Raw genomic sequence first — 25,184 nt, 5'->3', positions numbered from 1 at the left:
AGTGAAACCGGTCAAAGTAGGTATATGTGGGCTGGGTACTGTCGGTGGCGGTACCTTCAACGTACTTCAGCGTAACGCCGAGGAGATTGCCCGCCGTGCCGGGCGTGGAATCGAAGTTGCGCAGATTGCGGTTCGCACCCCCAATCCCAACTGCCAGATTGCCGGTACACCTACGACCAGTGATGTGTTCGCCGTTGCGACCAACCCTGAAATCGATATCGTCGTCGAGCTGATCGGCGGCTACACCATTGCCCGTGAACTGGTCCTCAAGGCCATTGAAAACGGCAAGCATGTGGTGACCGCCAACAAAGCGCTGATCGCTGTGCATGGCAACGAGATTTTCGCCAAGGCACGCGAGAAAGGCGTCATTGTCGCGTTCGAAGCAGCGGTTGCGGGCGGTATTCCGGTCATCAAGGCCATCCGTGAAGGCCTGTCGGCAAACCGCATCAACTGGGTCGCAGGCATCATCAACGGCACTGGCAACTTCATCCTCACCGAAATGCGCGAGAAGGGCCGTACATTTCCGGATGTTCTGGCTGAAGCCCAGGCGCTGGGGTATGCCGAGGCGGATCCGACGTTCGACGTCGAAGGCATCGACGCGGCACACAAACTGACGATTCTGGCCTCCATCGCCTTTGGCATCCCGCTGCAGTTCGACAAGGCCTACACCGAAGGCATTACCAAACTGACCACCGCAGACGTGAATTACGCCGAGGCGTTGGGCTACCGCATCAAGCACCTGGGTGTTGCGCGCAGCACGGCGCAGGGCATTGAACTGCGCGTGCACCCGACACTGATCCCGGCTGACCGGCTGATCGCCAACGTCAACGGTGTGATGAACGCGGTCATGGTCAATGGCGATGCATCGGGTTCAACACTGTTCTACGGTGCTGGCGCAGGCATGGAGCCGACCGCTTCGTCGGTCGTGGCCGATCTGGTGGACGTGGTGCGTGCCATGACGTCTGATCCGGAAAACCGTGTGCCGCATCTGGCCTTCCAGCCTGATTCGCTGTCCGCCCACCCGATCCTGCCGATCGAGGCCTGTGAAAGCGCCTACTATCTGCGGATTCAGGCCAAGGATCATCCGGGCGTTCTGGCTCAGGTGGCGAGCATTCTGTCCGAGCGCGGCATAAACATCGAATCGATCATGCAAAAGGAAGTCGAAGAACACGATGGCCTGGTGCCGATGATCCTGCTGACGCATCGCGTTCTGGAACAGCGCATCAATGACGCCATCCACGCGCTGGAAGCGTTGCAGGATGTGGTAGGTCCGGTGGTGCGTATTCGCGTCGAGCATCTTAATTAACATCAGCTGCAAGCCGTCAGCTGCAAGCCGCAAGCTGCAAGCTACAAGTCAGACGCCAGTCGTCCTGAACTTGGGGCTTGAAGCTTGAGGCTTGGGGCTTGAAGCTTTCAGCTCAAACCACAGGTTTGATCCCATGCGCTATATCAGTACTCGCGGGCAAGCGCCTGCATTGAATTTCGAAGACGTGCTGTTGACTGGTCTTGCCAGCGACGGCGGCCTTTATGTGCCGGAAAACCTGCCGCGTTTCACTCAGGAAGAAATTGCGTCCTGGGCAGGCCTGCCTTATCACGAACTGGCTTTCCGGGTGATGCGGCCGTTCGTTACGGGCAGCATTCCGGATGCCGATTTCAAGAAGATCCTCGAAGAAACCTATGGCGTGTTTGCCCACAGTGCTGTTGCGCCCCTGCGCCAGCTCAACGGCAACGAATGGGTGCTCGAACTGTTCCACGGCCCGACCCTGGCGTTCAAGGACTTCGCACTGCAATTGCTCGGCCGTTTACTGGATTACGTGCTGGCCAAGCGTGGCGAGCGGGTAGTCATCATGGGGGCCACCTCGGGCGATACCGGTTCTGCGGCCATCGAAGGCTGCCGTCGGTGTGACAACGTCGACATCTTCATTTTGCACCCGAACAATCGTGTGTCGGATGTTCAGCGCCGGCAGATGACGACCATCTTCGGTGAGAACATTCATAACATCGCGGTGGAAGGCAATTTTGACGACTGTCAGGAGATGGTCAAAGCCAGCTTTGCCGATCAGAGCTTCCTCAAGGGCACGCGTCTGGTAGCCGTCAACTCGATCAACTGGGCGCGGATCATGGCCCAGATCGTCTACTACTTCCATGCAGCCCTGCAACTGGGCGGTCCGGCGCGTTCAGTATCGTTCTCGGTGCCAACCGGTAATTTCGGCGACATCTTTGCCGGCTACCTGGCGCGCAACATGGGCTTGCCGATCAACCAGTTGATCGTCGCCACCAACCGCAACGACATCCTGCACCGCTTCATGAGCGGTAATCAGTACGTCAAGGAAACCCTGCACGCCACGTTGTCGCCGTCCATGGACATCATGGTTTCGTCGAACTTCGAGCGTCTGCTGTTCGATATGCATGGTCGCAATGGTTCGGCCATTGCCGAACTGATGAGCACGTTCCGGCAGGGCGGCGGTTTCAGTGTCGAAGAAGAGCGCTGGACCGAAACCCGCAAGCTGTTCGACTCGCTGGCGGTCAGCGATGAGCAGACCTGCGAGACCATCATTGACGTGTTCGCGAAGACCGGCGAATTGCTTGACCCGCACACGGCTATCGGGGTGAAGGCCGCGCGCGAGTGTCGTCGCAGTCTGGATACGCCAATGGTGATCCTGGGGACCGCGCATCCGGTCAAATTCCCGGAGGCAGTGGAGAAGGCAGGCGTAGGAAAAGCGCTTGAGTTGCCTGCACATTTGTCTGATTTGTTCGAACGCGACGAACGCTGCACCGTGTTGCCCAATGACCTGAAAGCCATACAGGCGTTTGTCAGCCAGCATGGCAACCGCGGCAAACCGCTCTGATAGAAGCGTCGTGTAACAACTTAAGGCCCGCCATATGGCGGGCCTTCCTGTTTCTACGTGCCAAACTTCGAGGGTTTTTCAGCCCACCGAAAAGAGTCAGTCGCAGTGAAGCAAGCACGTATTCAAAGCGTCGTCAGGAAGACAGGTAAAACAGCAAGGGACCGCGCATGGCGCATGGTATGGGCATTGCTGGCTCTGTTCTTCGCTCAGACCCTCAGCGCCGCACAAAGCTTGCCGTTTACCCTGACCGCACCTTTCGTGGCGTCTGACGATCTCGTCATCGAACCACGCGACCGGCAATGGCTCGATCAGCGCAAAGTCATCCGGGTCGGCATCGCCATTGCCGATTACGAGCCGATCGACATCACCAGCGACCGCAATCGTTATCAGGGTATCAGCGCCGATTACCTTGGGCTGGTCAGTGACCAGTTGAACATCCCGATGCAGGTCACAGGTTTCGCCAAGCGTGAGGAGGCCATCGAGGCGCTGCGCGACGGCAAGCTTGACCTGCTGACCAGTGCCAACGGCTTCGAACGCGGCGTGAAGGGGTTGGCGTTCTCCTCCGACTACATGCCTGACCGTTCGGTGGTGGTGGGGCGTGGCAACGACCTCAGCCCCCCGGTAAGCCTGGCAGGCAAGAAAGTGGTGTTGCTTGATGGTTATGCCGATTCGGACGTCGCGCACCGCACCTACCCGGACAGCGAGATCATCATTGCGCCGAACCTTTACAGCGCTCTGGAAGCCTTGAGTCAGGGGGAGGTGGACGTCTTTATCGGTAACGAAGTGATCGTCCGGTCATACACAGCCCTGCGACCGTACCTGGGGTTGCAGATCAAGTTCGAAAGCCGCTTGCCGCCGGTTGGGTTTGCGTTTGCAGTACGGCATGACGAACAGCGTTTGCTGACGCTGATCAACCGTGCGCTGGACAGCATTGCGCCATCGGTCAGCCGTGAGGTGCTGGGCCGCTGGACCCTGGGGCTGGGCGCGGATGTCGAAGGGCAACGGATTCGTTTTACCGGCGCAGAGCGACGCTGGTTGCTCAAGCATCCCAGCGTGACCATCTCCACCACACAGCATCCGCCCTACATCTACAAGGACAAGAATGGCCACTGGGTGGGCCTGAACGCCGATGTGCTGGCGCGTATTTCACGCATGACCGGTCTGCAGTTCGTTCACCGGGAAGTGCCTTCCACTCAGCAGAGCATTGAGGTGCTGCGTGCCGGCCTGGCTGACATGAATACCACGCTTGCGGAGAATGCCGCGCGTCGACGGTTTCTGGACTTTACCTATTCGTTCGGCGGCAACAGCTGGATGTTCGTGGTGCGCTCCGAAAACTCGTCGCAGGTATCCCTCGACAGTCTGGCCGGTAAAGTCCTGGCGCTTCCTGCCCGGCATGCGCTGGAAGACCTGATCAGGCAAGAGCACCCGTTGATTCAACTGCGCTTGGTGGAGACCTATGATCAGGCTCGCGCATTGGTCGAAAACGGTGTTGCCGACGCGACCATCCAGAATGAGGCAGGTGCGTACCTGTTTCCGTCCGGGCAGTTGAAAGTGGCCCGAAGTGTCGACGGAAAATGGTCGCCTGACCGTTTTTCAGTGATCAAGACCCAACCCGAGTTGCTGGGCATCCTCAACAAGGCGCTGGAAGAATTCCCGGTCGCCGAGTTGCGCTCGATCCGCATGAAATGGCTGGGCTCGTCGCTGCCTCAACCTTCACTGTGGGGGCGTATTCCGCAGTGGGTGTTCTGGGTCGTTGCGCTGGCGTTGCTGACCGGTCTGGTGTCGCTGGTCTGGAGCAGTCGCCTCAAGGTGCAGATTCTCCAGCGCCTTAAGGCTGAACGACTGCTCAATGATCAACTGGCATTCAAACGCGCTCTGCTCGATGGCATTCCTAACCCTATCTATGTGCGGGATCTCAAGGGTCGCATGATCTCCTGCAACCGCTCCTACGAACACAGCCTGGGCATCAGTTTCGAGCAGATGAATGGGCGACGCCTGATCGATGTCGATCTCATCCCGCGGCAACTGGCCGAACAGATGCACGCTGACTACCTCAAGCTGCTGGAAAATCATCAGCCGGTCTTCAGTGACCGCACGATTCACCTGTCCGGCAAGCGCATGGAGGTCTGGCAATGGACGGTTCCGTTCTTCGGTGCCGATGGTCAATTGCAGGGTTTGTTGGGCGGCTGGATCGATATCACCGAGCGCAAGCTGCTGGAGCAGCAACTTGAGAGCGCCATGCATCGGGCGGCTCAGGCCAATCAGGCAAAAAGCGCTTTCCTGGCCAGCATGAGTCATGAAATCCGCACGCCGATGGGGGCAATCATTGGCCTTCTGGAGCTGGAGTGTGAGCAGGCGGTGCGTCAGGGCGGCGTACCTTCCCAAGGATTGCAGGTGGCCTACCGGTCAGCCACGCAGCTGGTTGCGCTGATCGGTGAAAGTCTTGATCTGGCCAGAATCGAAGCGGGCGGCCTGCAGCTGTCGTTGGCGGTGACGCCACTTCGCGAGTTTTTCGAGGAAGCCATTCAGCTTTTCTCGGCTCGGGCGCAGGAAAAGGGGCTGGAGCTGCGTCTGGAGATTTCCGCGCAGGTCAGCGGTCACTATTGGCTGGACCCGCTGAGGCTGCGTCAGGTACTGCATAACCTGCTGGGTAATGCCTTGAAGTTTACCCGTGAGGGGTGGGTGGTCCTGAGCGTGGAGGTGGCCGATGAGTCTGAAGGTGCATCGCGTGTGCGCATCAGCATCGAAGACAGCGGTGCAGGCATCGAGCCTGAGCGCCAGCAACAGGTGTTTCAACCCTTCACTCAGGCCAGCGATGACACAGCTGCGCAGTATGGCGGGAGTGGGCTGGGACTGAGTATCACCCGGCAATTGGTCGAGCTGATGCAGGGTGAGATCAGCCTGCACAGTGAGCCCGGCAAGGGCACGTGCGTCACCATCGACGTGCCGCTCGCCAGGATCAGCGAGCCGGCACTGCCCGTTGCTGAACGCTCGCAGCCTGCAGTCGATACGCGCAGCCTGCACCTGCTGGTGGTCGACGACATGTCAGCCAATCGGCTGGTATTGGTCAGTCAACTCGAGTTTCTGGGGCACCGTGTCGCGTCTGTCGAGGGTGGGGAGGCGGCGCTGGCGATCTGGCGCGACGAGTCATTCGATGCCGTCATCACCGATTGCAACATGCCCGGCATCAGCGGTTACGCATTGACCGAGGCCATACGCCAGATTGAAGCCAGAGAGCTGCGCCAGCGGTGTCCGGTCATCGGCTGTACCGCCAATGCCATGAGTGACGAGGCTGAGCGTTGCGAGCAGTCAGGTATGGACGGACTGCTGATCAAGCCGCTGTCACTGACGCGTCTGGCACAGGAACTGGCAGAGGTGGTACGCGAGCCGACGTTCGATATGGGCGCACTGCACCGCATGACCCGGGCAAATCCCGAGCAGATGCAACGCTTGCTGAGTGAGTTGTGGAAGAACCTGCTGCACGAACACTCGTTGCTCGAGCGTGCCGTGTCGTCGATGGACTGGAAAAACCTGAGCGCTTCCCTGCATCGTCTCAAGGGCGCGGCCAGCCTGGTTGACGCTGTTCCGCTGGCCAAGGCCTGTGCTGCGCTGGATCAGCACGTCAGGCAAAAAAGCGAGACGGGCGTGCCCGGGTGCTGGTCAGCGCTTGAGAAGGCGATCACCTATCTGCGGGCCGATATTGAAGTGCAGTTGCTGCGTGTGCCCGACAGTGCAGAACCGAGTGGCTGAGGGCCAGCCCGCACGTTCCGTAATCGCTGACAGGTTTAGGACATGTCCTATGGGTCACCACCGCTGGATTGACTAGACTTGGGGTACCTCTGGCCAAGATGGCCGGGATTCGGCAGGCATGACAGTGCACTCACTCAAGGTTCTGATTCTCGAAGACCATCCTTTTCAATTGATGGCGCTGCACCAGATGCTCAATGCCAATCAGGTCTTTGACGTGCTGGCGGCTGAAAGCGTTGCGGCGGCGAAGCAGTCTTTGACCAGCCGGGGTCCTGTCGATATCGCCATCTGCGACTTGCAGATGGACGGACCGGACGGCCTCGAACTGATCCGTTTTCTGGCTGAAACCGCGCTGGCAAAGGCCCTGATCATTCTCAGCAGTTCCGCCACCTGTGTGCTTGAGGGCGTTGCGCAACTGGCGGGTGCCCAGGGGCTTGAGGTGCTGGGTTACTTGCAGAAACCTGCATCGGCCGCCGCGCTGTGCGAGCTGCTTGAAGCTTACGTTTCCCGTCAGCCCGGTCCTGCGGCTCGGCCATCGGGCAATCACGCCTTTACCGCGCTCTCGGCCGCCGAGCTCTTTCACCTGACAGGCGCCAGACCTGCTGATATCACGTCAGTCGCCGAGCAATGGATGGCGCATTTTCAGCCCAAGGTCAGCTTGCGCGGCGAGGTGCTGGGTGTCGAGGCGCTGGTTCGCTGGCAGCACCCGGTGCATGGCCTGCTGGCCCCCGGCCGTTTCATCGAGACCATTGACGCGGAAGGCTTGACGGTCCCTCTGACCTGGCGAGTGCTCGACCAGGCCTTGCAGTTGTCTGCGCAAGTCATGCGCGAGCAGGGCAAGGCGCTGTCGGTCGCGGTCAATATCGACCCGCAAGTGCTGCAACAGGCCGATTTTTTCGAGCAGATCATGCAGGCGCTTGCGCATCATGGCGTGCCGGCACATGCGCTGACGCTGGAAATACTTGAGCAGGACGCCGCCCGGCCAGAAGCCTGGCAACTGGAAGGGCTGTTAAGGTTGTGTATGAAAGGCTGCAAATTGTCGATCGATGACTTCGGCATGGGCGCGTCGAACATCGAAAGGTTGCTGCAGCTCCCCTTTAGCGAGCTGAAAATACCCACCGAATTCGTGCGGGGCATGGCCGACGATGCGCGCAAATCAGCGGTGGTGGCCGGGGCGATGCTAATGGCACAACGGTTGTCCATGTCCGTGGTGGTTGAAGGCGTGGAGACAGCCGAGGATTTCCATTACCTGCTGGCGTTGGGCGACCCTGCCGTTCAGGGCTACTTCATTGCCCGGCCGATGGCTGCAGCAGAACTGTTGCAGTGGATCGCACAGCGTGACAACAATCCGCTGCAGGACGTGCTGGCACAAGCCTGATCTCAGGACAAACCGTTTTCCTGCACATAAATAAATAGCGCGGCGTCGTTGGCCAGCCCCAGTTTGCGCATGGCCGCGACTTTCTGGGCGCTGACGGTCTGTTTGCTGCGATTGAGCCGGGCTGCGATCTGACCGACCGCATGGCCCGCCGAGAGCAGGCGCAGTACTTCCAGTTCTTTAGGCGACAGACGCTCGAACGGCATCAGGGCCTCAGGCCCGTACACTTGCGCCTCGCCGAGGATGGCGCGCACTGAGTCGGCAAGGAACAGTTCCCCGCGCTGTACACGCCTGATCGCGTCGGGCAGTTCGCCCGCCAGACTGGCCTTGCTTAACAGCCCCCGCACGTTGAGGTTCAGCATGGACTGAAAAAGCGCTGCATTGCTCAACGTGGTGACCACTATCACCGGCAATGCCGGAAAGTCCCGGTGAATGCGCTGCAACAGGCGCAGCCCGTCGTTTTGCAGTTCGGCTGGCATCATGAAGTCGGTGACCAGTACATCACAGCCATTTTGCGCGAGCACTTCAAGCAGTTCGTCCGGGTTGCAGGCTTGCGCGACGACCGTGGTCAGGCCGTCCTGCTCCAGTACCACCCGCAGGCCAATGAGAAAGATCGGGTGGTCGTCCGCCACGATAACGCGCAAGGGGCGAGCATTGAAATGGCTCAAGGTCCGGCTCCAGCAAGGGGACTGAGGGGGAGGGTTCGCTGATGATGCTGTTTATGACAGGCGGCCGGCCTATAGGCAACTTGTAGGACCTATAGGCAGCTTGTAGGAGTAGTCACTGGATCTTGCTGAATTTTCCTACGCAATAGTTTCCTCGTCTCACCGGCCTGCGGTTTTTTCCCTGTCATATTGAACAGGCATGCTCGAATTCACAGACAGGTGCTGTGAACCGTCAGGAATAGAAAGAACTTTCTACTGTTGCCGACGGTCATTGGTAAGCACCTTTGCATTCAAACTGTTGAGTGGTGATCCGGATGGAAAATATCAGCTTACTGCTAAGCGAAGCGCTGTCTCCTTATCAGGCCTGTATTGGCCAGGCGGGATCCCGGGGCGAGCGTCTGGTCACCTTGAAAGACAAAGCCGGTGCCCGTGTGATCGAGCGTACATTCGGCGCGGATCAGTTGAACGACAAGCGCCAGCTTACGGACGTTGTCGATGGTCTGCGGCGTGATCTGATGGTGGCAGAAGGGCGAATAGAGCCTTGTGTCATCGCGGCGATGCGCAATGCGGCAATCAGTCGTGCGTTCATTGGGGCCGCCGCGTTTTCCTGAGGCTGTTTGACGGCTGCCAAGGGCGCTGAAACCTTGAATGCCCCGAGCAGGCCCCCCTTTTTCTGGGGGCCTGCTGCGCGACACGCTCAGTCCTTCTCGAACATTGCCTTGACGTCTTCCAGATAGCTCGCTCGCTGGGAGGGGTCCAGCCATTGTGCGTAAAACCCCATCAGATTGCCGACACGCAGCTGACGCATTTCCTGATCGATCTTCGCGATTGCCTGTTCGCCTGCAGGCGACTTGCTACAGCTGATGTAAATGAACTGGTAAGTGGGGTTGCCCTTGATGGGCAGAAAACTCAGCTCCTCCGGCGCAATACCTTGTTGCATGGCCTGATAACGAGCTTCGGGCCAGAAGCTGATAAACGCTTGCAAGCGCCCCAGACGTTCCATTTGCAACAGGCTGCCGACGGCGTCGTTACCGTAATGCGGTATCAGCGATCTGTCGTCCACGTGTTGCAGCGTCTCGTCGATCAACGCGCCGTAGCTGCGTTCGGCAACCACGCCGAGCTTGATGGTTTCGCTGGCCATCAGCGCAGCAAAGTCGATTTTCCCGTCTTCGATAAAGGCCGCGAACTGCGCCAGGTCTTCTTTGCGCACGATCAGGCCGCTGCTCAAGATGGCGACAATGGGGATGGAGAAGAGCAGGGTTTTGGCTCGCTCTGCGGTCCACAACATGGTCGGGTCGCAATTGAGCGCGCTGCTGTCATTGAGCATCTGCAAGCCTCTGGCGCGATTGACCCGCACCAGCACATGGTTGTATTCAGGCATTCGTGCCGTCAGCAGCGGCATGAGCTGATCGATAGCGCCTTGCCCGCGCAGGTTCCCCGAAAAAATGGTCGAAGGCGGTATGTCGCGCAGCAGCCAGGTCAGCGTCTCTCTGGCTTCGCTGAAACAGGAGATGCCGACGAGCGACAAGGCAAACAGCAGCCTAATCGACGCGCGGTGCGAGGCGGGCGGGGACATTCGCGGGTGTCATCCTCGAAAAGAATTCCACAATCGGGAGTGATTGCTGGCAGGTCTTTGAGTGGCGCAACATCTGTTGCGTCACATGCAACTGCCCACTGCGATCCGGAAATGACATCCTGCGGCGCTGCGGAGCAGTCTTGAAAAATCATCTGTATCAGGGTTTTGTTTCAGACTATCGATTTTTTCGCATCCCGCAAATCACCGTAACCATGCGCTCAGCAGGCCGGATTTGCCAGCAAGTTAGTTCGCGGCCCCGGCATCGGTTAGACTTGCGCTCTTCCCCCAGACTCTAGAAGCCCGTTCATGGCCCAGCCGTCCACGACTTACAAATTCGAACTCAACCTGACCGACCTTGATCGCGGGGTTTACGAGAGCGTCAAGCAGACCATTGCCCGGCATCCGTCCGAAACCGAAGAGCGCATGACCGTGCGTCTGCTGGCCTATGCCTTCTGGTACAACGAACAGCTGGCCTTTGGCCGTGGCTTGTCTGATGTGGACGAGCCGGCGTTGTGGGAAAAAAGTCTGGATGATCGTGTTTTGCACTGGATCGAAGTGGGCCAGCCGGACGCTGATCGTCTGACCTGGTGCTCGCGTCGTACCGAGCGCACCAGTCTGCTCGCCTATGGCAGCCTGCGCGTCTGGGAAGGAAAAGTCATCCCGGCGATCAAGAACCTGAAAAACGTCAACATTGCTGCAGTGCCGCAGGACGTGCTGGAAGTGCTGGCCAAGGACATGCCACGGGTCATCAAGTGGGATGTGATGATCAGCGAAGGCACGATATTCGTGACCGACGACCGCGGCCAGCATGAAGTGCAACTGCAATGGCTGACAGGCGAGCGCGGTTGATACCGGTCCTGCCTGGACTGACCCGAATCTGAATAGACACTGCAAAGAGATCAGCTGACCCGCATGCGCATTGAACCCCGTCCGTTGCCTGACACCCTGCCTTTTCTCGGCGATCTGCCGCCCTTGCTCACTCGTCTGTACGCGGCAAGGGGTGTGGCCTGTGAGGCAGAACTGGACAAGAGTCTGGCGCGTCTGATCCCGTATCAACAGCTCAAGGGTATCGATGCGGCTGTGGAACTGCTGGTGACGGCATTGCGTGAGGGGCAACGCATGCTGATCGTCGGTGACTTCGATGCCGATGGCGCGACCGCCAGCACGGTCGGTGTGCTGGGTCTGCGCCTGATGGGCGCGTCGCATGTCGATTATCTGGTGCCCAATCGCTTCGAGTACGGCTATGGCCTGACGCCGGAAATCGTCGAAGTGGCGCTGCAACGCGAACCGCAGTTGCTGATCACCGTGGACAACGGCATTTCCAGCGTCGAAGGTGTGGCCGCCGCCAAGGCGGCAGGCCTGCAGGTGCTGGTCACCGACCATCACTTGCCCGGTTCAGAGCTTCCGGCAGCGGATGCCATCGTCAATCCCAATCAGCCCGGTTGCAGCTTTCCGAGCAAGTCGCTGGCCGGTGTCGGGGTTATCTTTTACGTCCTGATGGCGTTGCGCGCCCGCCTGCGCGAGATCGGCTGGTTCGATAGCACTCAGCGTGCCCAGCCCAATCTGGGCGAGCTGCTGGATCTGGTCGCGCTCGGCAGTGTGGCCGACGTCGTGCCACTGGACGCCAACAACCGCATTCTGGTGCATCAGGGCCTGATGCGTATCCGGGCCGGTCGTGCGCGTCCGGGTTTGCGCGCGATTCTTGAGGTCGCCCGGCGCGAACCTGCACGCATTACCTCCACTGACCTGGGGTTCATTCTCGGCCCGCGCCTGAATGCGGCAGGGCGTCTGGATGACATGAGCCTGGGTATCGAATGCCTGCTTTGTGATGACCCAGTGCTGGCGCGTGAAATGGCCGTCCAGCTCGATGAGCTGAATCAGGACCGCAAATCCATCGAGCAAGGCATGCAGCGCGAGGCGCTGGCGCAGCTCAAGGACTTGCCGCTGGAGTCCATGCCATTCGGCCTGTGCCTGTTCGATGCCGACTGGCACCAGGGTGTGATCGGTATTCTGGCGTCGCGGCTCAAAGAGCGTTACCACCGACCGACCATCGCCTTCGCCAGCGCCGGGGAGGGCGTGCTCAAGGGCTCGGCCCGTTCGGTGCCCGGGTTTCATATCCGTGATGCCCTGGACGCAGTGGCGGCACGTCATCCGCAACTGATCAGCAAGTTCGGCGGCCACGCCATGGCCGCAGGCCTGTCGCTGCCGGAGGCACATTATCCGGCCTTTGCCGACGCATTCGATCTGGAGGTCCGGCGTCAGCTCGACGAGCAGGACCTGACCGGGCGTCTGCTTTCGGACGGTTCGCTGGCCGTTGAAGAATTTCATCTTGAGCTGGCCCGTGCGTTGCGCAACGCAGGTCCTTGGGGGCAGCATTTTCCGGAGCCGTTGTTTCATGGGGTCTTTCAACTGGTCGAGCAGCGGGTCGTGGGCGAGCGCCATTTGAAAATGGTACTCAAGACTGAATGCGGCAGCGTCAAGCTGGATGGCATCGCGTTCAGCGTCGACCGCGATGTCTGGCCCAATCCCAATATCCGTTGGGTCGAGCTGGCCTACAAGCTGGATCTGAACGAGTTTCGCGGCAACGAAACGGTGCAGTTGATGGTGGTCCACCTCGCACCGCGCTGAAAATCAGCAGGAACCCCTCTCGCTCACAGGTTGTCGACAACAGACGGTCCACTGAAATCTGTTCTGCACACGAACCGAGCCTGGACACCTGAATTGTCATTACGAGAGGTTGCCATGAGCCTGCTGCTTGAACCCTACACCCTGCGCCAACTGACCCTTCGCAATCGCATCGCCGTCTCGCCGATGTGCCAGTACTCCAGTGTCGACGGCCTGGCCAACGACTGGCACCTGGTACACCTGGGCAGTCGCGCCGTCGGTGGCGCCGGACTGGTCATCAGCGAAGCAATGGCGGTGACTCCGGACGGCCGCATCACGCCCGAAGACCTCGGCCTCTGGAACGACGAACAGATCGAGCCGCTGCAACGCATCACGCGCTTCATCAACTCCCAAGGCGCGGTGGCGGGCATTCAGCTGGCACATGCCGGTCGCAAGGCCAGCACCTGGCGTCCATGGCTGGGCAAGCATGGCAGTGTGCCCTTGACTGAAGGCGGCTGGACCCCGGTCGGGCCCTCGGCAATCGCTTTTGATCCGCAGCACAAAGCCCCCGTGCAACTCAACGAAACGCAGATTCAGGAACTGATCAAAGCCTTCGTCGATTCCGCGCGACGCGCGTTGACTGCAGGCTTCAAGGTAGTCGAAATCCACGCTGCGCATGGTTACCTGCTGCATCAATTTCTGTCGCCGTTGAGCAATCAGCGCACCGACCAGTACGGTGGGTCGTTTGAAAACCGGATTCGCCTGACGCTGCAAGTGACCGAAGCGGTGCGTGCAGTATGGCCGCAAGAGTTGCCGCTGTTTGTCCGCGTGTCCGCTACTGATTGGGTGGAAGACGGCTGGAATGCCGATGAGACGGTGGAGCTTGCACGCCGGCTGAAGGCGCTGGGCACGGACCTGATCGATGTGTCCTCGGGCGGCACGGCAGCGAAAGCGGAAATTCCGGTCGGTCCTGGCTACCAGACACGTTTTGCCGAGCAAGTACGCAAAGAGGCCGACATCGCCACCGGCACGGTAGGCATGATTACCGATCCGGCGCAGGCAGAACACATTCTGCGCACCGGCCAGGCAGACATCATTCTGCTGGCCCGAGAGCTGTTGCGTGATCCTTACTGGCCATTGCGTGCCGATGAAGACCTGGGTGGCCGCCTGGCGACCTGGCCTGCACAGTATCAACGGGCCACACACCGGGATCAGCCGATTCATGAGTCCGATCTGCGCGACTGACCGTCAATCTTGAGACGGATAGAAACACCCTTGACCGAGCGCCGCCAGGCGCTCGGTTTTTTATCTACTCGCCTTCCAGCAATTCCGTCACGCGGCCGATCAGCTCGGCAATGGCAAACGGTTTTGGCAGTACGTGCATACCCGGTTCCAGCGTGTCGTGTGCCAGCACTGCGTTTTCAGCATAGCCGGTGACAAACAGGATTTTCAGGTCGGGGCGAACCTCACGTGCAGCGTCGGCTACCTGTCGACCATTCATCCCGCCGGGCAAACCGACGTCGGTGATCAGCAGGTCGATGGCTGCCTTGGATTGCAGAATGACCAGTGCATCACTGCCTTTTTCCGCCTGCAACACCACGTAGCCCAAGTCTTCAAGGAGCTCGGCGATCAGCAGTCGCACGGCCGGTTCGTCGTCGACGACCAGGATGGTCTCATCGCCGGTGCCTTGGGCCGGCACTTGAAGTACGCCACTGTCCAGCGCCAGGGCTTCTGCATCGCCTTCGTGCATCGGCAATAAAATGCAGATTTTCGAGCCTTCTCCCACGCTCGAGGCAATGTTCACGCCGCCGCCCGACTGGCGTGCAAAACCGTAGATCATCGACAGGCCCAGGCCGGTGCCCATGCCAGTGGGTTTGGTGGTGAAAAACGGGTCGAATGCGCGCCCGATGACCTCTTTGTCCATTCCGGTGCCCGTGTCACTCACCGACAACTCCACATAACGCCCGGCGGGCAAACCGAATAGTGCCGCTGCGGCAGCGTTCAAGCTGCGATTGGCGGTCTGAATCAACAAGCGGCCGCCGTGCGGCATGGCATCCTTGGCATTGAGGCACAGGTTGAGCAGCGAGTTCTCCAGTTGGTGCGGATCAACCAGCGTCGACCACAGACCTGGTGACGCGACGACCTGCATATCGATGGCAGGGCCGACGGTGCGCCTGATCAGCTCATCCATGCCCGCGACAAGGTGATCGATATCGGTCGCCTTGGGTGCCAGCGTCTGGCGTCGCGAGAAAGCCAGCAGCCGATGGGTCAGTGATGCCGCACGTCTTGAGCCTTCCAGCGCTGCGTTGATGTAGCGTTCCAGCTCGGTGAAGCGCTCCTGCCTGATCCGCGACAGCAGCAGTTCCATGTTGCCGGTGATGCCCATCAGCAGATTATTGAAGTCGTGGGCCAGGCCGCCAGTAAGCTGCCCGACCGCTTCCATTTTTTGTGACTGGACCAATGTTTCCTCGGCGACGCGCAGGGCTTCGATGCGTTGCTTCTCATGGTTCAAGTGCTTGCCCAGGGCGAAGATGATTCCGTTGCCTGGCGCTGCGGTCCAGCCGAACCAGTGATACGTCCCGTCGACATGCTGATAACGGTTTTCGAACAGCGGCAGTACATGGTCGACCGCGTGTCTCAGAGCGTTCTGGGTGTTGCCGACGTCATCCGGGTGCAGAAGGGTCATGATCGAGCTGCCCAGCAACTCCTGCTGCGTGCGCCCGAGGATCGCGGTCCAGGCGGGGTTGACCCGCATGAACATACCGTTGAAATCCAGTATCGCCAGCGGATCGGGAGACATTTCCCAGAAGGTGTCCAGCTCCAGGGTGCGCTGCTCCAGTGTGGCAGTCTGCTGCCTTTCCAGGCTGACCAGCTTATCGATCAAATCCAGACGTTGACGCTCGTTTTCCTGCAACGCCTGTTGATTGAGTACCTGTTGAGTGGTCTCGTTGGTAATGCAAAACATGCCGACGGTCATGCCATGCTCGTCAATCACCGGCGAGAAGGAGAACGACCACCACGTCTGCTCAAGCTCACCGTAACGCGACATGCTTAGCGGCATATTCTTGTAATGACAGGCCTTGCCGGCCATGGCATCGATGACCAGCGGCGCAACCTGGTCCCAGACGTCAGCCCACAGATCAGTCACCAGAGCCCCGATGGCTTCATCCTTGCGCGGACCGAGAATGGGTGTGTAGGCGTCGTTGTGAAAAAACACCAGATCCGCTCCCCAGAGCAGATAGATCGACTCCGGGGAGTTCAGGATGAGATTGAGGGTGCATTTCAGTGACGTCGGCCAATGTTCAATCGGCCCGAGCGATGTTCGATTCCAGTCCTTTGATCGAATAGTCTCTGCGGCCTGGCTGTCACCTGCCGGAAAACCATTAGGGGATATCACTTAGAGCATGCTCCTCGCGGGCTGTATCTTTGGTGCAAGGCATTCATATGACGATGCTTACGTTGAAAAATCCATTCAAATGTTCGGTAACGCGTAAGTGTTATGTCCCAGACACTTCTTATTGACCGTTCGCAACAGGCTGGGGTTGCAAGCGTTTCAGTCGATATCAGCACAAGGGGATGAATGGAGCTTGCCTGCATCCGAAACATCCGGACGCACACCGCTGACGAGCCACGGGTGACTTCTCTTCAAGCTGCTGGTCAATTAATCATCTGACAACCGCTATCGGAGGTTTCCTGTGAATACGCGTGGTTTACTTGATCAACTGCTCAAATCCGGGCAAAGCCTGTTGCAGGACAAAACGCAGGGTAAGTCCGGCAAGTCCTCGGGCAGCGATTCCCTGATGAATGGCTTGGGCAGTCTGCTTGGCGGCAAGGGGAAAGGCGCCAGCCAGGGTGGGCTGGGTAGTCTGTTGTCCGGCGCGGGTGGCGGGGCGTTGGCCGCTGGCGCAATGGGCCTGCTCAAAGGCAAAAGCTCGCGTGGTATGGGTGGCAAGGTCCTGACCTACGGCGGTCTGGCGGCATTGGGTGTGCTGGCTTACAAGGCTTACAACAACTGGCAGGCCAGCCAGGGCGTCGCCAGCCAGCGTGAGCCGCAGACCATCGACCGCTTGCCTGAGGCTGAAGCCGAACAGCACAGCCAGGCCATCCTGCGTGCGCTGGTCGCCGCAGCCAAAGCAGATGGCCATGTCGATGAGCGCGAGCGCGAGCTGATCGAGGGCGAGTTCAGCAAGTTGAGTTCCGATCAGGAACTGCAGCACTGGCTGCAGGCCGAATTGAACAAACCACTGGACCCGGCCGAAGTGGCCCGTACAGCGACCACTCCGGAAATGGCTGCCGAAATGTATATCGCCAGCGTGATGCTGGTGGATCAGGAACATTTCATGGAGCGTGCCTACCTTGACGAACTGGCGCGCCAGTTGAAACTGGAGCCCGGGCTCAAAGCAGAGCTTGAAGCGCAGGTCAGGGACGCTCAGTAGGCCGCTGCGCTCAGCAGGTCGCCTGATACCTGCGTCGATGTCAGGCGACCCGATTGATCAATGATGTTCCAGTCCCTCTGCGTTGGTCAGTTCCCTGATCAGCGCTGTTTGCTGATCTTTAAAGTGCGTCTCGAACTCTCGAATTCGTCCTTCATATTCCGCACTGTCCAGACTGACATCGCGTTGCTCGAACTCATCGGTCAGCCGCGTCAGATCGGTTCTGTAGATGCGTTCGAGTGCTTCGAATCGGCCTGAGTGTGCTTCCCGCAGATAACTGACCCAATAATCCTGCTGCGCGGCAAAACGCAGAAACGGCTCGCCTTGTTCTCCGTTCTGCACGCGAAGAAGGGCTGTATCGAACTCTCCAGGCTGAATGGCAGCATGGGCTTCGAACAGCATGCCTTCAGGTGGCACAGGCAAGTCCAGCGCGTTTGCCCAGTGCGTACGATAAGCCAGACGGACTTCGGCTTCGTCTCTGTTTCCGGCCTGTTCGCGGGCCGCGGTGTCGAGCTCGGACAAGCGATAAAGTCGTGTAGTCAACCGGTAGAGCGATGCGCCGCGCTGTTCGGGCACCACGTCCTGCAAGGTCTGACGGGTGAACACCAGCACTTCCATCTGGTTGAACTCCAGAAGGATTCCGTCTGGACAGGTGTTGTTATTGCGAAACAGCCTCAGCGGTTCTTCGGCAATTGCGTTGAGCGTCATGCGTAACTGCGCGTCCTGACTCACGGTTGTCAGCACTCGCCAGACCCGTTCCTGCAAGGCGGCCCGATTGGCAGTATTGCGATAATCGGCGCTGTGGCGCAGCGAACCGATCAGTTCCAGGAGGTGGCTCGCGTTGCCTTGTGCTTCAAGGTGTTCCCATGTCTGCCGGCGCTCGGCATTCAGCGGGTTGGAATCATCCAGCCAGGGCTCGACAGTGACCGGCTCCGGGGTGGTAGAGCGACTTTCGCTGGACATGTAGTCCGACAACGATTCGTCGGAGTCGGGGTTTTCCCTCCACTCCGTCGCGAGTTCAGGCGGCAGGTCCATGTCAAAGGTGTATGCGCGCCCGTAACGCTCTGACATCTGCGCAAGGCGCATGGTGGTTTCGGAAAGCGGATTGTTCAGCAGGCTGATCTCCAGGTGTGACTGGCTTTCGGGATTGGCAAGAAGGTTTTCCGGCAATTCGGTGAGCAGATTGCTTTCCAGCAGGAGCGTCCTCAGCGGCCCTGGAACGAGGTCATCCAGCCAGGCCGGCCATTCGCTCATCCCGACTCCGTTCAGCGATAGCCAGTTCAATGCGGTGTTTCGCAGGCCTGACAGGCTGTCGATGCTCCCCAGCCGGTTGTTATCCAGTTCCAGTCGTTCAAGCGTTGGCATGCGACTGAGGAAATCGATGTGCTGTTGATTGATCAACAGCCCCTGATCGTTAAGGATCAGCGAGCGTAAGGACCTGAGTTCCAGCAGGGCTTGTGGCAGCTGCCCAAGCGGGATGACATGTCCGTTCATTTCCAGCGAGGCGAGTTCTGTCATTGGCCGCAGTAACTGGTCGAGATCAGATGCCGTTCCGGTGATTCTGCTCAAGTGCAAGTGGCGCACCTGGCGATAGAAAAACTCTGGCAGATGGCGCGGGAAATCGACCAGTGCGATGTCGGCAAGACGCAGCGGGTTGTGAATCTGCCCCAGGCTGAAGTTTCGCCAGTGATTAATCAGCAATGTGCCGATCTGGCGTCGTGCTTCGACGGTCTGCTCGCCGGGAACGGCCAGCGAACTTGATGCGTTGGTCCATTGATCGAGCGTTGCAACCAGTTCGGCGCCCTGCAGCAATTGCATGTTCACGGCGGCCTGCACTGCCAGCGGCGTATCCATGACAAACCGGAAGGAGCGACCGGGTACTGACTCACTGATGCGTGCCTGTATCGCGGAGTGCCGGGAAAGACTGTTGCCGCGCAAATCGATCAAGGTCTGATTACCGGTGCTGGCTGGATTGTCGAGAATCCAGCCCGGCAGTTCCGTCAGGTTGTTGTGCGCCACCGAGAGCTCGCGAACGTTGTTCGGGACCAGGTCGCTCAGCCACGAAGGCCAGCGGTGCATGCCGACTCGCTCCAGCACCAGTCGATCCAGATTCAGCCAGTTCAGGTCCATGGGCAGCAGGCTGACGATTCGATTGCCGCTGAGGTCCAGCGTTTTCAGATCAGGCATGCTGCGAAAGTGGCCCATCTGCATCTGGTCGAGGAAGATTCCCTGGTTGATCAGCCCAAGTTCGACAAGCTGGGGCTGCATGCTGGACACCCACTGGGGCAGGTTGATAAAGCCCGAGGATTGCGGGTCGAGTCCGGCGCTGGGCTCACTGATCATATTCAGCGATCGCAGGTTGGGAAAACGTTGCAGGAAATGCCCAAGCTCGAAACTGTTGGTCAGTTGGCGAGGCAGATTCATGTCCACAGGTGGCGTCACCGCGGTGCCGGAACCCGCTCGGGCTTCGATCGAGATATTTTCCAGGTGCATTCCGGTAACGCGGGCATAGACGAAATCTGGCAGAAACCGGGGGAAATCGGTCAGCGACACGTATTGCAGGCGCAGTGGTTCGAAAGTCCGCCCGATCTCGGGCAGATTGTTGAGGCGCCAGTGGCTCCAGATCGCTTCGCTGATGCGCTCGCGGCTGTCTATATGCGCCTGACTCATAGGTGGCAACGTGATGATTTCGTCGGTCCAGGCAACCAGGCTTGCTCGCAGGTCCAGTTGCTCGCCCAGCAGAATGTTGAGTCGCTGGTCGATTTCCCTGTTGTTCCAGCCGGTGTGACGCAGGCGGTTGAGGATGTCCTCCGGGAACGCGTCTTCCAGCTCCAGTGTACGGATCTTGTCGATCAGGCTTTCGTCGGTCATGTGCCAGTCGGTCGTGCCGCGACCGCTCAACGGGTAACCCAGACGGCCGTCGGCCAGGCGCATGGGCGATCTGGAGCCGGGTTTGATCGCCTGCATTTTCAGCAAGGGGGCGAGGCTCTGGCGTGGCAGAGGGTTGTTCTGAACAACAGTCGCCAGCGCTGGCCCCTGCCCGGTGTGAGCGAAGCCCAATTGGTTGCGTTCGGCGTCTGGCAGCGCGTGAAGCACGGATGAGTACAGATTATCCAGACCATGCAGATGCTGGTCGTCGGCGTCACGGGCCTCGTAGCGGTCGCCATCCTTTATCAGCACCTTGCGAATCGGCGCATCCTGCGGCCCGATGCTGTCGATCAGCGTGCCACCGAAAAAGCGATTGTGCACTTCCAGCCTGACCTGGGAGGGCCACTGCGGCAGGGCTTCAAGGCTATGCAGCGCAAGGCAGTCGGTATCGGCACTGGAGACCGATTTCAAGTAAAGCCCTTCATAGGCTCTTGCCAGTCGTACCTGCTGCAAATAGACGCTGGCCTCTTCGGCAATGCGCAACGGTACGCGGCGTTCCGTTGTCAGTTGAGCCAGTTCTTGCGGGGTTGCATGGCTGGTCAATTCCTGTACGACCACGGACGGTAATCCGGAGAACGCCGTCTGGATGGTCTGCGCTGCGTCTGTATCGGTGACGTCGAGCGCGCGGTAATGTGATTCGAACAGCCAGGCTCTGGTCGCCCGAGCGCTAGCCGTCAACTGTGCGCGCAGCGTGCTCAGCCGCGACGACATACTCAGCTTACCCGCGCCGAACTCTTCGGCGAGCAGGTTCTGGATTTCGAGGTTGCTCAACTGTTCCAGCGCCTGACGCAAGGCATCCGGCTGGTCGGCACGAATCGTAAGGCTGTCACGCGCGACCGCCTCTTGTGCCGGAGGGAAGGTCTGAATGGCGCTGCCTTGTGCATCCACCAGCGTCAGCGCACGGGTACTTGGCCAGCGAGGGTCCTGGCTCAGCAGTTCAAGTTGAAGAGAGGCCGAGGCATTCGTGTCGTTTGCTGCCATCTGCTCAATGAAACGATCGATTTGCTGGTCCAGCCGGAACCGGCGCGCGGTGTCTTCGAGCAGTGCGGGCGGGCGGACCTGATCGGTCAGTGCCTGGCGCATTGCTGACTCGGAGGTGTTGCTGACCTTGAGCAAGTGTCTGGCTGTCGTGTCGGAAAACGCTTCGCTGGAATAGCCCAGTCGGCGAAACAGGGTCAGGCCCTCCATTTCCAGCGGCTGGTCCAGTTCATGCAGCCAGGCGCCCGCACCGTTGTGCCGCAAGGCGGGCTGGTAGCTGTTCGGGCGGCTCGGGTGTTCTATCAAATAGCCATCGCCGGTCGTGGCGGGTTTGACGGAATAGGTTCGTCCTTCAAGCGGCAGCCATTGCTTGCCTTGCCATGTGTACAGGCCTTCGGCGTCTGGCTTCAAGCCGTCCGGCAGCACGATGTCATGAGCGAAGGGGGTCAGGTCGGGCTTCCACAGGCGTGTCGCGCCGTCCGACAGCTCCACGGTTTTGAGACCGTTGACAAACTCGGGCACTTGCAGCGCTGGAATGCCAGCGCCTGTGGCCCCCGCAGCGCCGAGCGCTGAAATCAGGGCAATGTTCTCTACCACATCGAACAGGTAAGCGAACGCCTGCTGTTGCTCGTCTTTCGCCCAGCTTTCTACGCCCTCATACACTTCATGGATCAGTTGCACGGCAGTCACAGCCAGCATCACTTCACCCAATACCGGAACCACAAAGCTTGCGATGTTCAGGACGTCCATCGCCTTGCTCGTGAAGTACTGCACGCGTTCGTCGAACGTCTTCTGGTCCTCGTCCGCGGTAGGCACCCCCTGAAACAAGGCATCATCGCGCAGCACGGCCCGTTTGCGATCGTACAGCTCGTCCAGCAAAGGACTGTCCAGCGGGGTTTCTCTCAGGTGCAGTCGGGCGTTTCGATCTTCTTCACGCTGCAGCCACTGGCCCTCGAAAAAGCCACCTTTCTTGACCTTGGGGTGCAGGCGTTCGAACAGTTGCTCAAGTACTTCATTTCGATGACGCGCCGGTATGAAGCGTTTGAAGAAGTTCAAGTACCCTTTGACGAACATTCGCTCGCGCAGCGAGTTTATGAACACCTCGACCGAGTCGTATTCTTTCAGCGGTGCGACGGGATCGTCCGGTATGTAGACGACAATTTTTTCCAGGCCGGTTGCGCTGTTCCGGTCTTTGCCAAAAACAAAGAGGCCGTTAAGCTCGACATCCCCCAGGCACAGCACGCTGCACTTGACCGGCGTGTTATCAAGCAGCACGTTTTGTCTGCCATCGAGAATCTGCAGTAACGCGGCCTGTAAGGGGGCGCTGACCAGTTCCTGAAACGCGGCAATCTGCAACTGGAGCCTGATGGAAGAGGACTCCAGTTGCATGAAGTTCGTGCGCAGTCTCGATGCCGCCGCGTCTGAAGTTTCGTCGGGCGTCGAGGGAGCACTGAAGACGGATTTGAGATGTTCCTGATACTTGCCGCCCAGATCCAGTTCGCGGCACAGCGTTGCGAATCCGGCAGGGGACACCGGCAAGGACTTGCCCTGAATGGAGTTGCCCAAGATATCGAAAGACGAAAACACTTCGGCTTTGATGCCAGTGTCCGAGTCCATCGCTCCCGGTGCTGTTTCCCAGGCTTCGAAGTTCTGCAGAGCGGCGTTGAGCAATGTCTGACAGGCCGCTCTCAGTGCAATATTGGCCTGAGTTATCGGGTCTTTGGACGCCGAACCGAACGCCTGATCGACCTTGGCCCGACTCGCGTGAAACAGCCAGGTATTGCTCACGTCGACATCCAGTCCGAAGCGGTCCTTGATGGCGGCTGTCAGCAAGGGCCGTGCGAAGTCTTGCAGGGTAGCAAGGCGGTCCAGTGTCGGACGGACCTTTTGCTCGTTGCTACGGTGCTCGGCGTACAGCCGTTGCAGCTCTTCAAGCTGCCCGGGACTGGATATGCGAGCGTTGGTCAGCCATTGCGGCGCACGCCCGGAGGCCTTGCGCAAGGTTGCGTGGACGGCGGGGCCGGCCTGAAGCAGCCAGTCGGGTGTCTTGTCTTTTATATGTTGCACATGAGGGGTTGTCGGAGCGTCGTCCGACCGTAATGAACCGAGCATCGAAGTGCCTTGTCGTGAATGAACAGGCGACGAAGCTTACGTGCGTGATTCCCCCCACAAGTGCTAACTATTTATGGACGTTGCTTATTCGTTGTATGGGGTGCTCAAGTAGTGCGCACCGTTGCCGACACTAATAGAAGTGTGCGATTAGTCCGGCCTGACGAGCTGATTCTCGTCTCGCCCGCGCGGCCATTCAAGGCTGGGCTATACTCACGCCGCCTGGACCGCATGTCGGTCTGCATCTTGAACACGGCTGACGCCGTTGTTGAACTCTTGAGGGATGACTGTGAAGAACTGGACCTTGCGCCAACGGATTCTGGCGAGCTTTGCCGTCATCATCGCCATCATGCTACTGATGGTTGTTGTGTCTTATTCCCGGCTGTTGTCCATCGAGTCCAGTGAAGAGCAGGTTCGCCTCGACGCGCTGCCAGGCGTTTACTACAGCACGCTGGTCCGCAGCGCGTGGGGTGAAAGCTATATTCGCACGCTGGAGTTGATTTCCGAAGGTGCGGCACGTCCGTTGACCAAACAGGAAAAAGACCAGTATCAGGGTTTTGACGAGAACCTGCAGGCGCAGATGGACGGGTACAAGAAGTCCATCTTCGACAAGGAAGACAGAGACAGCTTTACGCTTTTTGAAAAGCGTCGCGAAAGCTACTCCCGCATGCTCGACGAAGTGCTGGTCAAATATGATCGCGGTGACTACGCGGGCGCACGCGCCGAACTCTTCGGTGATGTCAATCCGGTGTGGCTTGCAGGCCGCAAGCAGCTCAACGACCTCATTGTTGCCAATAAAAAACTGGCTGACGAGGCGACCAACAATATCGTCGATGCCGTCTTGGCAGCCAAGATCAGCATGATCTTCTCCCTGCTGGTCGCGATCATGGCTTCTGCCGCCTGCGGTCTGCTGCTGATGCGCTCGATCATGTCACCGATGCAGCTCATCGTGCGCATTCTCGACACCATGCGCACCGGCGACCTGAGCACGCGTCTCAGCCTGGCTCGCAAGGATGAATTCAATACGGTTGAAACCGGCTTCAACGACATGATGACCGAACTGGTCGCGCTGGTGGCACAGGCCCAGCGTTCTTCAGTGCAGGTCACCACCTCGGTCACCGAAATTGCCGCCACGTCGCGTCAACAGCAGGCCACCGCTACCGAAACCGCTGCGACCACCACAGAAATCGGTGCGACGTCGCGCGAAATTGCCGCGACATCGCGTGACCTGGTGCGCACCATGACCGAAGTCACGTCGGCTGCCGATCAGGCGTCGACGCTGGCGGGCTCGGGGCAACAGGGTCTGGCGCGCATGGAAGACACCATGCATCAGGTAATGGGCGCGGCCAATCTGGTCAATGCCAAGCTGGCGATCCTCAATGAAAAGGCCGGCAACATCAATCAGGTGGTAGTGACCATCGTCAAGGTCGCCGACCAGACCAATCTGTTGTCATTGAACGCCGCCATCGAGGCCGAGAAGGCGGGCGAGTACGGTCGCGGATTCGCGGTGGTGGCTACCGAGGTGCGGCGCCTGGCCGACCAGACCGCCGTCGCCACTTACGACATCGAGCAGATGGTGCGTGAGATCCAGTCGGCTGTCTCCGCTGGCGTCATGGGCATGGACAAGTTTTCCGAAGAAGTGCGCCGTGGCATGTTCGAAGTCACTCAGGTCGGCGAACAATTGTCGCAAATCATTCATCAGGTTCAGGCGCTGGCGCCGCGTGTACTGATGGTTAACGAAGGGATGCAGGCGCAGGCCACCGGTGCCGAGCAGATCAATCAGGCGCTGGTGCAACTGGCCGACGCCAGCAGCCAGACCGTCGACTCACTGCGTCAAGCCAGTTTCGCCATCGACGAGTTGAGTCAGGTCGCGGTCGGTTTGCGCAGTGGCGTATCGCGCTTCAAAGTCTGAGTTGCGAC

The 25,184-nt window shown here is 59.2% G+C and carries 14 protein-coding genes; 10 read left to right on the top strand and 4 right to left on the bottom strand.

Annotation, left to right across the window (positions count from 1 at the left end):
• The first annotated feature begins 1 nt into the window (after position 1).
• The 4 genes from I9H07_RS17225 to I9H07_RS17210 all read left to right on the top strand — a co-directional run bounded on the left by I9H07_RS17225 (position 2) and on the right by I9H07_RS17210 (position 7,974).
• Positions 2 to 1,306, top strand: coding sequence for a homoserine dehydrogenase (locus tag I9H07_RS17225; protein WP_024673319.1), 1,305 nt, complete (start codon positions 2 to 4; stop codon positions 1,304 to 1,306).
• Between the two features lie 133 nt (positions 1,307 to 1,439).
• Positions 1,440 to 2,849 (top strand): threonine synthase, encoded by a 1,410-nt coding sequence (gene thrC, locus I9H07_RS17220; protein ID WP_024673320.1) that lies wholly within the window; start codon positions 1,440 to 1,442, stop codon positions 2,847 to 2,849.
• 174 nt (positions 2,850 to 3,023) lie between these two features.
• Positions 3,024 to 6,599 carry an ATP-binding protein gene (locus I9H07_RS17215; protein WP_236423867.1) on the top strand — a complete coding sequence of 1,192 codons (3,576 nt, stop codon included), beginning with the start codon at positions 3,024 to 3,026 and terminating at the stop codon, positions 6,597 to 6,599.
• Positions 6,600 to 6,717: 118 nt separating this feature from the next.
• Positions 6,718 to 7,974 carry an EAL domain-containing response regulator gene (locus I9H07_RS17210; RefSeq protein WP_032606495.1) on the top strand — a complete coding sequence of 419 codons (1,257 nt, stop codon included), beginning with the start codon at positions 6,718 to 6,720 and terminating at the stop codon, positions 7,972 to 7,974.
• Between the two features lie 2 nt (positions 7,975 to 7,976).
• Here I9H07_RS17210 and I9H07_RS17205 read toward each other — a convergent pair whose 3' ends face one another.
• The gene (locus tag I9H07_RS17205; RefSeq protein WP_058824132.1) at positions 7,977 to 8,639 is read right to left on the bottom strand and encodes a response regulator transcription factor; all 663 of its coding nucleotides are present in this window, start codon (positions 8,637 to 8,639) and stop codon (positions 7,977 to 7,979) included.
• Positions 8,640 to 8,950: 311 nt separating this feature from the next.
• Between I9H07_RS17205 and I9H07_RS17200 the strand changes: the two genes are divergently transcribed.
• Positions 8,951 to 9,247 carry a DUF3509 domain-containing protein gene (locus I9H07_RS17200; RefSeq protein ID WP_236423866.1) on the top strand — a complete coding sequence of 99 codons (297 nt, stop codon included), beginning with the start codon at positions 8,951 to 8,953 and terminating at the stop codon, positions 9,245 to 9,247.
• Positions 9,248 to 9,333: 86 nt separating this feature from the next.
• Here the strand turns inward: I9H07_RS17200 and I9H07_RS17195 are convergent, their stop codons facing one another.
• Positions 9,334 to 10,212: a TIGR02285 family protein gene (locus I9H07_RS17195; protein WP_236423864.1), complete on the bottom strand. Its 879-nt coding sequence runs from the start codon at positions 10,210 to 10,212 to the stop codon at positions 9,334 to 9,336.
• A gap of 306 nt (positions 10,213 to 10,518) precedes the next feature.
• On the opposite strand from I9H07_RS17195, the gene I9H07_RS17190 reads away from it, so the two are divergent.
• The 3 genes from I9H07_RS17190 (at position 10,519) to I9H07_RS17180 (ending at position 14,061) form a co-directional block, all read left to right on the top strand.
• Positions 10,519 to 11,061, top strand: a complete 543-nt coding sequence (locus I9H07_RS17190) for a YaeQ family protein (RefSeq protein ID WP_236423862.1) — start codon at positions 10,519 to 10,521, stop codon at positions 11,059 to 11,061.
• A 63-nt stretch (positions 11,062 to 11,124) separates the two neighbouring features.
• On the top strand, positions 11,125 to 12,840 hold the full coding sequence (gene recJ / locus I9H07_RS17185) for a single-stranded-DNA-specific exonuclease RecJ (protein ID WP_236423859.1): 1,716 nt from the start codon (positions 11,125 to 11,127) through the stop codon (positions 12,838 to 12,840).
• 114 nt (positions 12,841 to 12,954) lie between these two features.
• Positions 12,955 to 14,061, top strand: coding sequence for an NADH:flavin oxidoreductase/NADH oxidase (locus I9H07_RS17180; RefSeq protein ID WP_236423857.1), 1,107 nt, complete (start codon positions 12,955 to 12,957; stop codon positions 14,059 to 14,061).
• Positions 14,062 to 14,125: 64 nt separating this feature from the next.
• Here the strand turns inward: I9H07_RS17180 and I9H07_RS17175 are convergent, their stop codons facing one another.
• Entirely contained in the window at positions 14,126 to 16,213 is a 2,088-nt protein-coding gene (locus I9H07_RS17175; protein ID WP_236423855.1) for a hybrid sensor histidine kinase/response regulator, read from the bottom strand.
• Between the two features lie 298 nt (positions 16,214 to 16,511).
• On the opposite strand from I9H07_RS17175, the gene I9H07_RS17170 reads away from it, so the two are divergent.
• On the top strand, positions 16,512 to 17,252 hold the full coding sequence (locus tag I9H07_RS17170) for a tellurite resistance TerB family protein (RefSeq protein ID WP_236423853.1): 741 nt from the start codon (positions 16,512 to 16,514) through the stop codon (positions 17,250 to 17,252).
• Positions 17,253 to 17,309: 57 nt separating this feature from the next.
• On the opposite strand, the gene I9H07_RS17165 is transcribed toward I9H07_RS17170, so the two are convergent.
• Positions 17,310 to 23,267, bottom strand: a complete 5,958-nt coding sequence (locus I9H07_RS17165) for an NEL domain-containing protein (protein WP_236423851.1) — start codon at positions 23,265 to 23,267, stop codon at positions 17,310 to 17,312.
• A gap of 286 nt (positions 23,268 to 23,553) precedes the next feature.
• Here I9H07_RS17165 and I9H07_RS17160 point away from each other — a divergent pair, with 286 nt between their 5' ends.
• Positions 23,554 to 25,176: a methyl-accepting chemotaxis protein gene (locus tag I9H07_RS17160; protein WP_024674715.1), complete on the top strand. Its 1,623-nt coding sequence runs from the start codon at positions 23,554 to 23,556 to the stop codon at positions 25,174 to 25,176.
• The last annotated feature ends 8 nt before the right edge of the window (positions 25,177 to 25,184 follow it).

Source organism: Pseudomonas syringae (assembly GCF_023278085.1).
GTDB lineage: Bacteria > Pseudomonadota > Gammaproteobacteria > Pseudomonadales > Pseudomonadaceae > Aquipseudomonas > Aquipseudomonas syringae_Q.
The sequence above is the reverse complement of the archived record's forward strand: the minus strand, read 5'-3'. Positions and strand labels throughout refer to the sequence as shown.

What these genes read in the sequence shown, in the direction of transcription:
- thrC (WP_024673320.1), top strand. Translation starts at nt 1,440, where the DNA reads ATGCGCTATATCAGTACTCGCGGGCAAGCGCCTGCATTGAATTTCGAA.
- I9H07_RS17215 (WP_236423867.1), top strand. Translation starts at nt 3,024, where the DNA reads ATGGTATGGGCATTGCTGGCTCTGTTCTTCGCTCAGACCCTCAGCGCC.
- I9H07_RS17210 (WP_032606495.1), top strand. Translation starts at nt 6,718, where the DNA reads ATGACAGTGCACTCACTCAAGGTTCTGATTCTCGAAGACCATCCTTTT.
- I9H07_RS17200 (WP_236423866.1), top strand. Translation starts at nt 8,951, where the DNA reads ATGGAAAATATCAGCTTACTGCTAAGCGAAGCGCTGTCTCCTTATCAG.
- I9H07_RS17195 (WP_236423864.1), bottom strand. Translation starts at nt 10,212, where the DNA reads ATGTCCCCGCCCGCCTCGCACCGCGCGTCGATTAGGCTGCTGTTTGCC.
- I9H07_RS17190 (WP_236423862.1), top strand. Translation starts at nt 10,519, where the DNA reads ATGGCCCAGCCGTCCACGACTTACAAATTCGAACTCAACCTGACCGAC.
- recJ (WP_236423859.1), top strand. Translation starts at nt 11,125, where the DNA reads ATGCGCATTGAACCCCGTCCGTTGCCTGACACCCTGCCTTTTCTCGGC.
- I9H07_RS17180 (WP_236423857.1), top strand. Translation starts at nt 12,955, where the DNA reads ATGAGCCTGCTGCTTGAACCCTACACCCTGCGCCAACTGACCCTTCGC.
- I9H07_RS17165 (WP_236423851.1), bottom strand. Translation starts at nt 23,267, where the DNA reads ATGCTCGGTTCATTACGGTCGGACGACGCTCCGACAACCCCTCATGTG.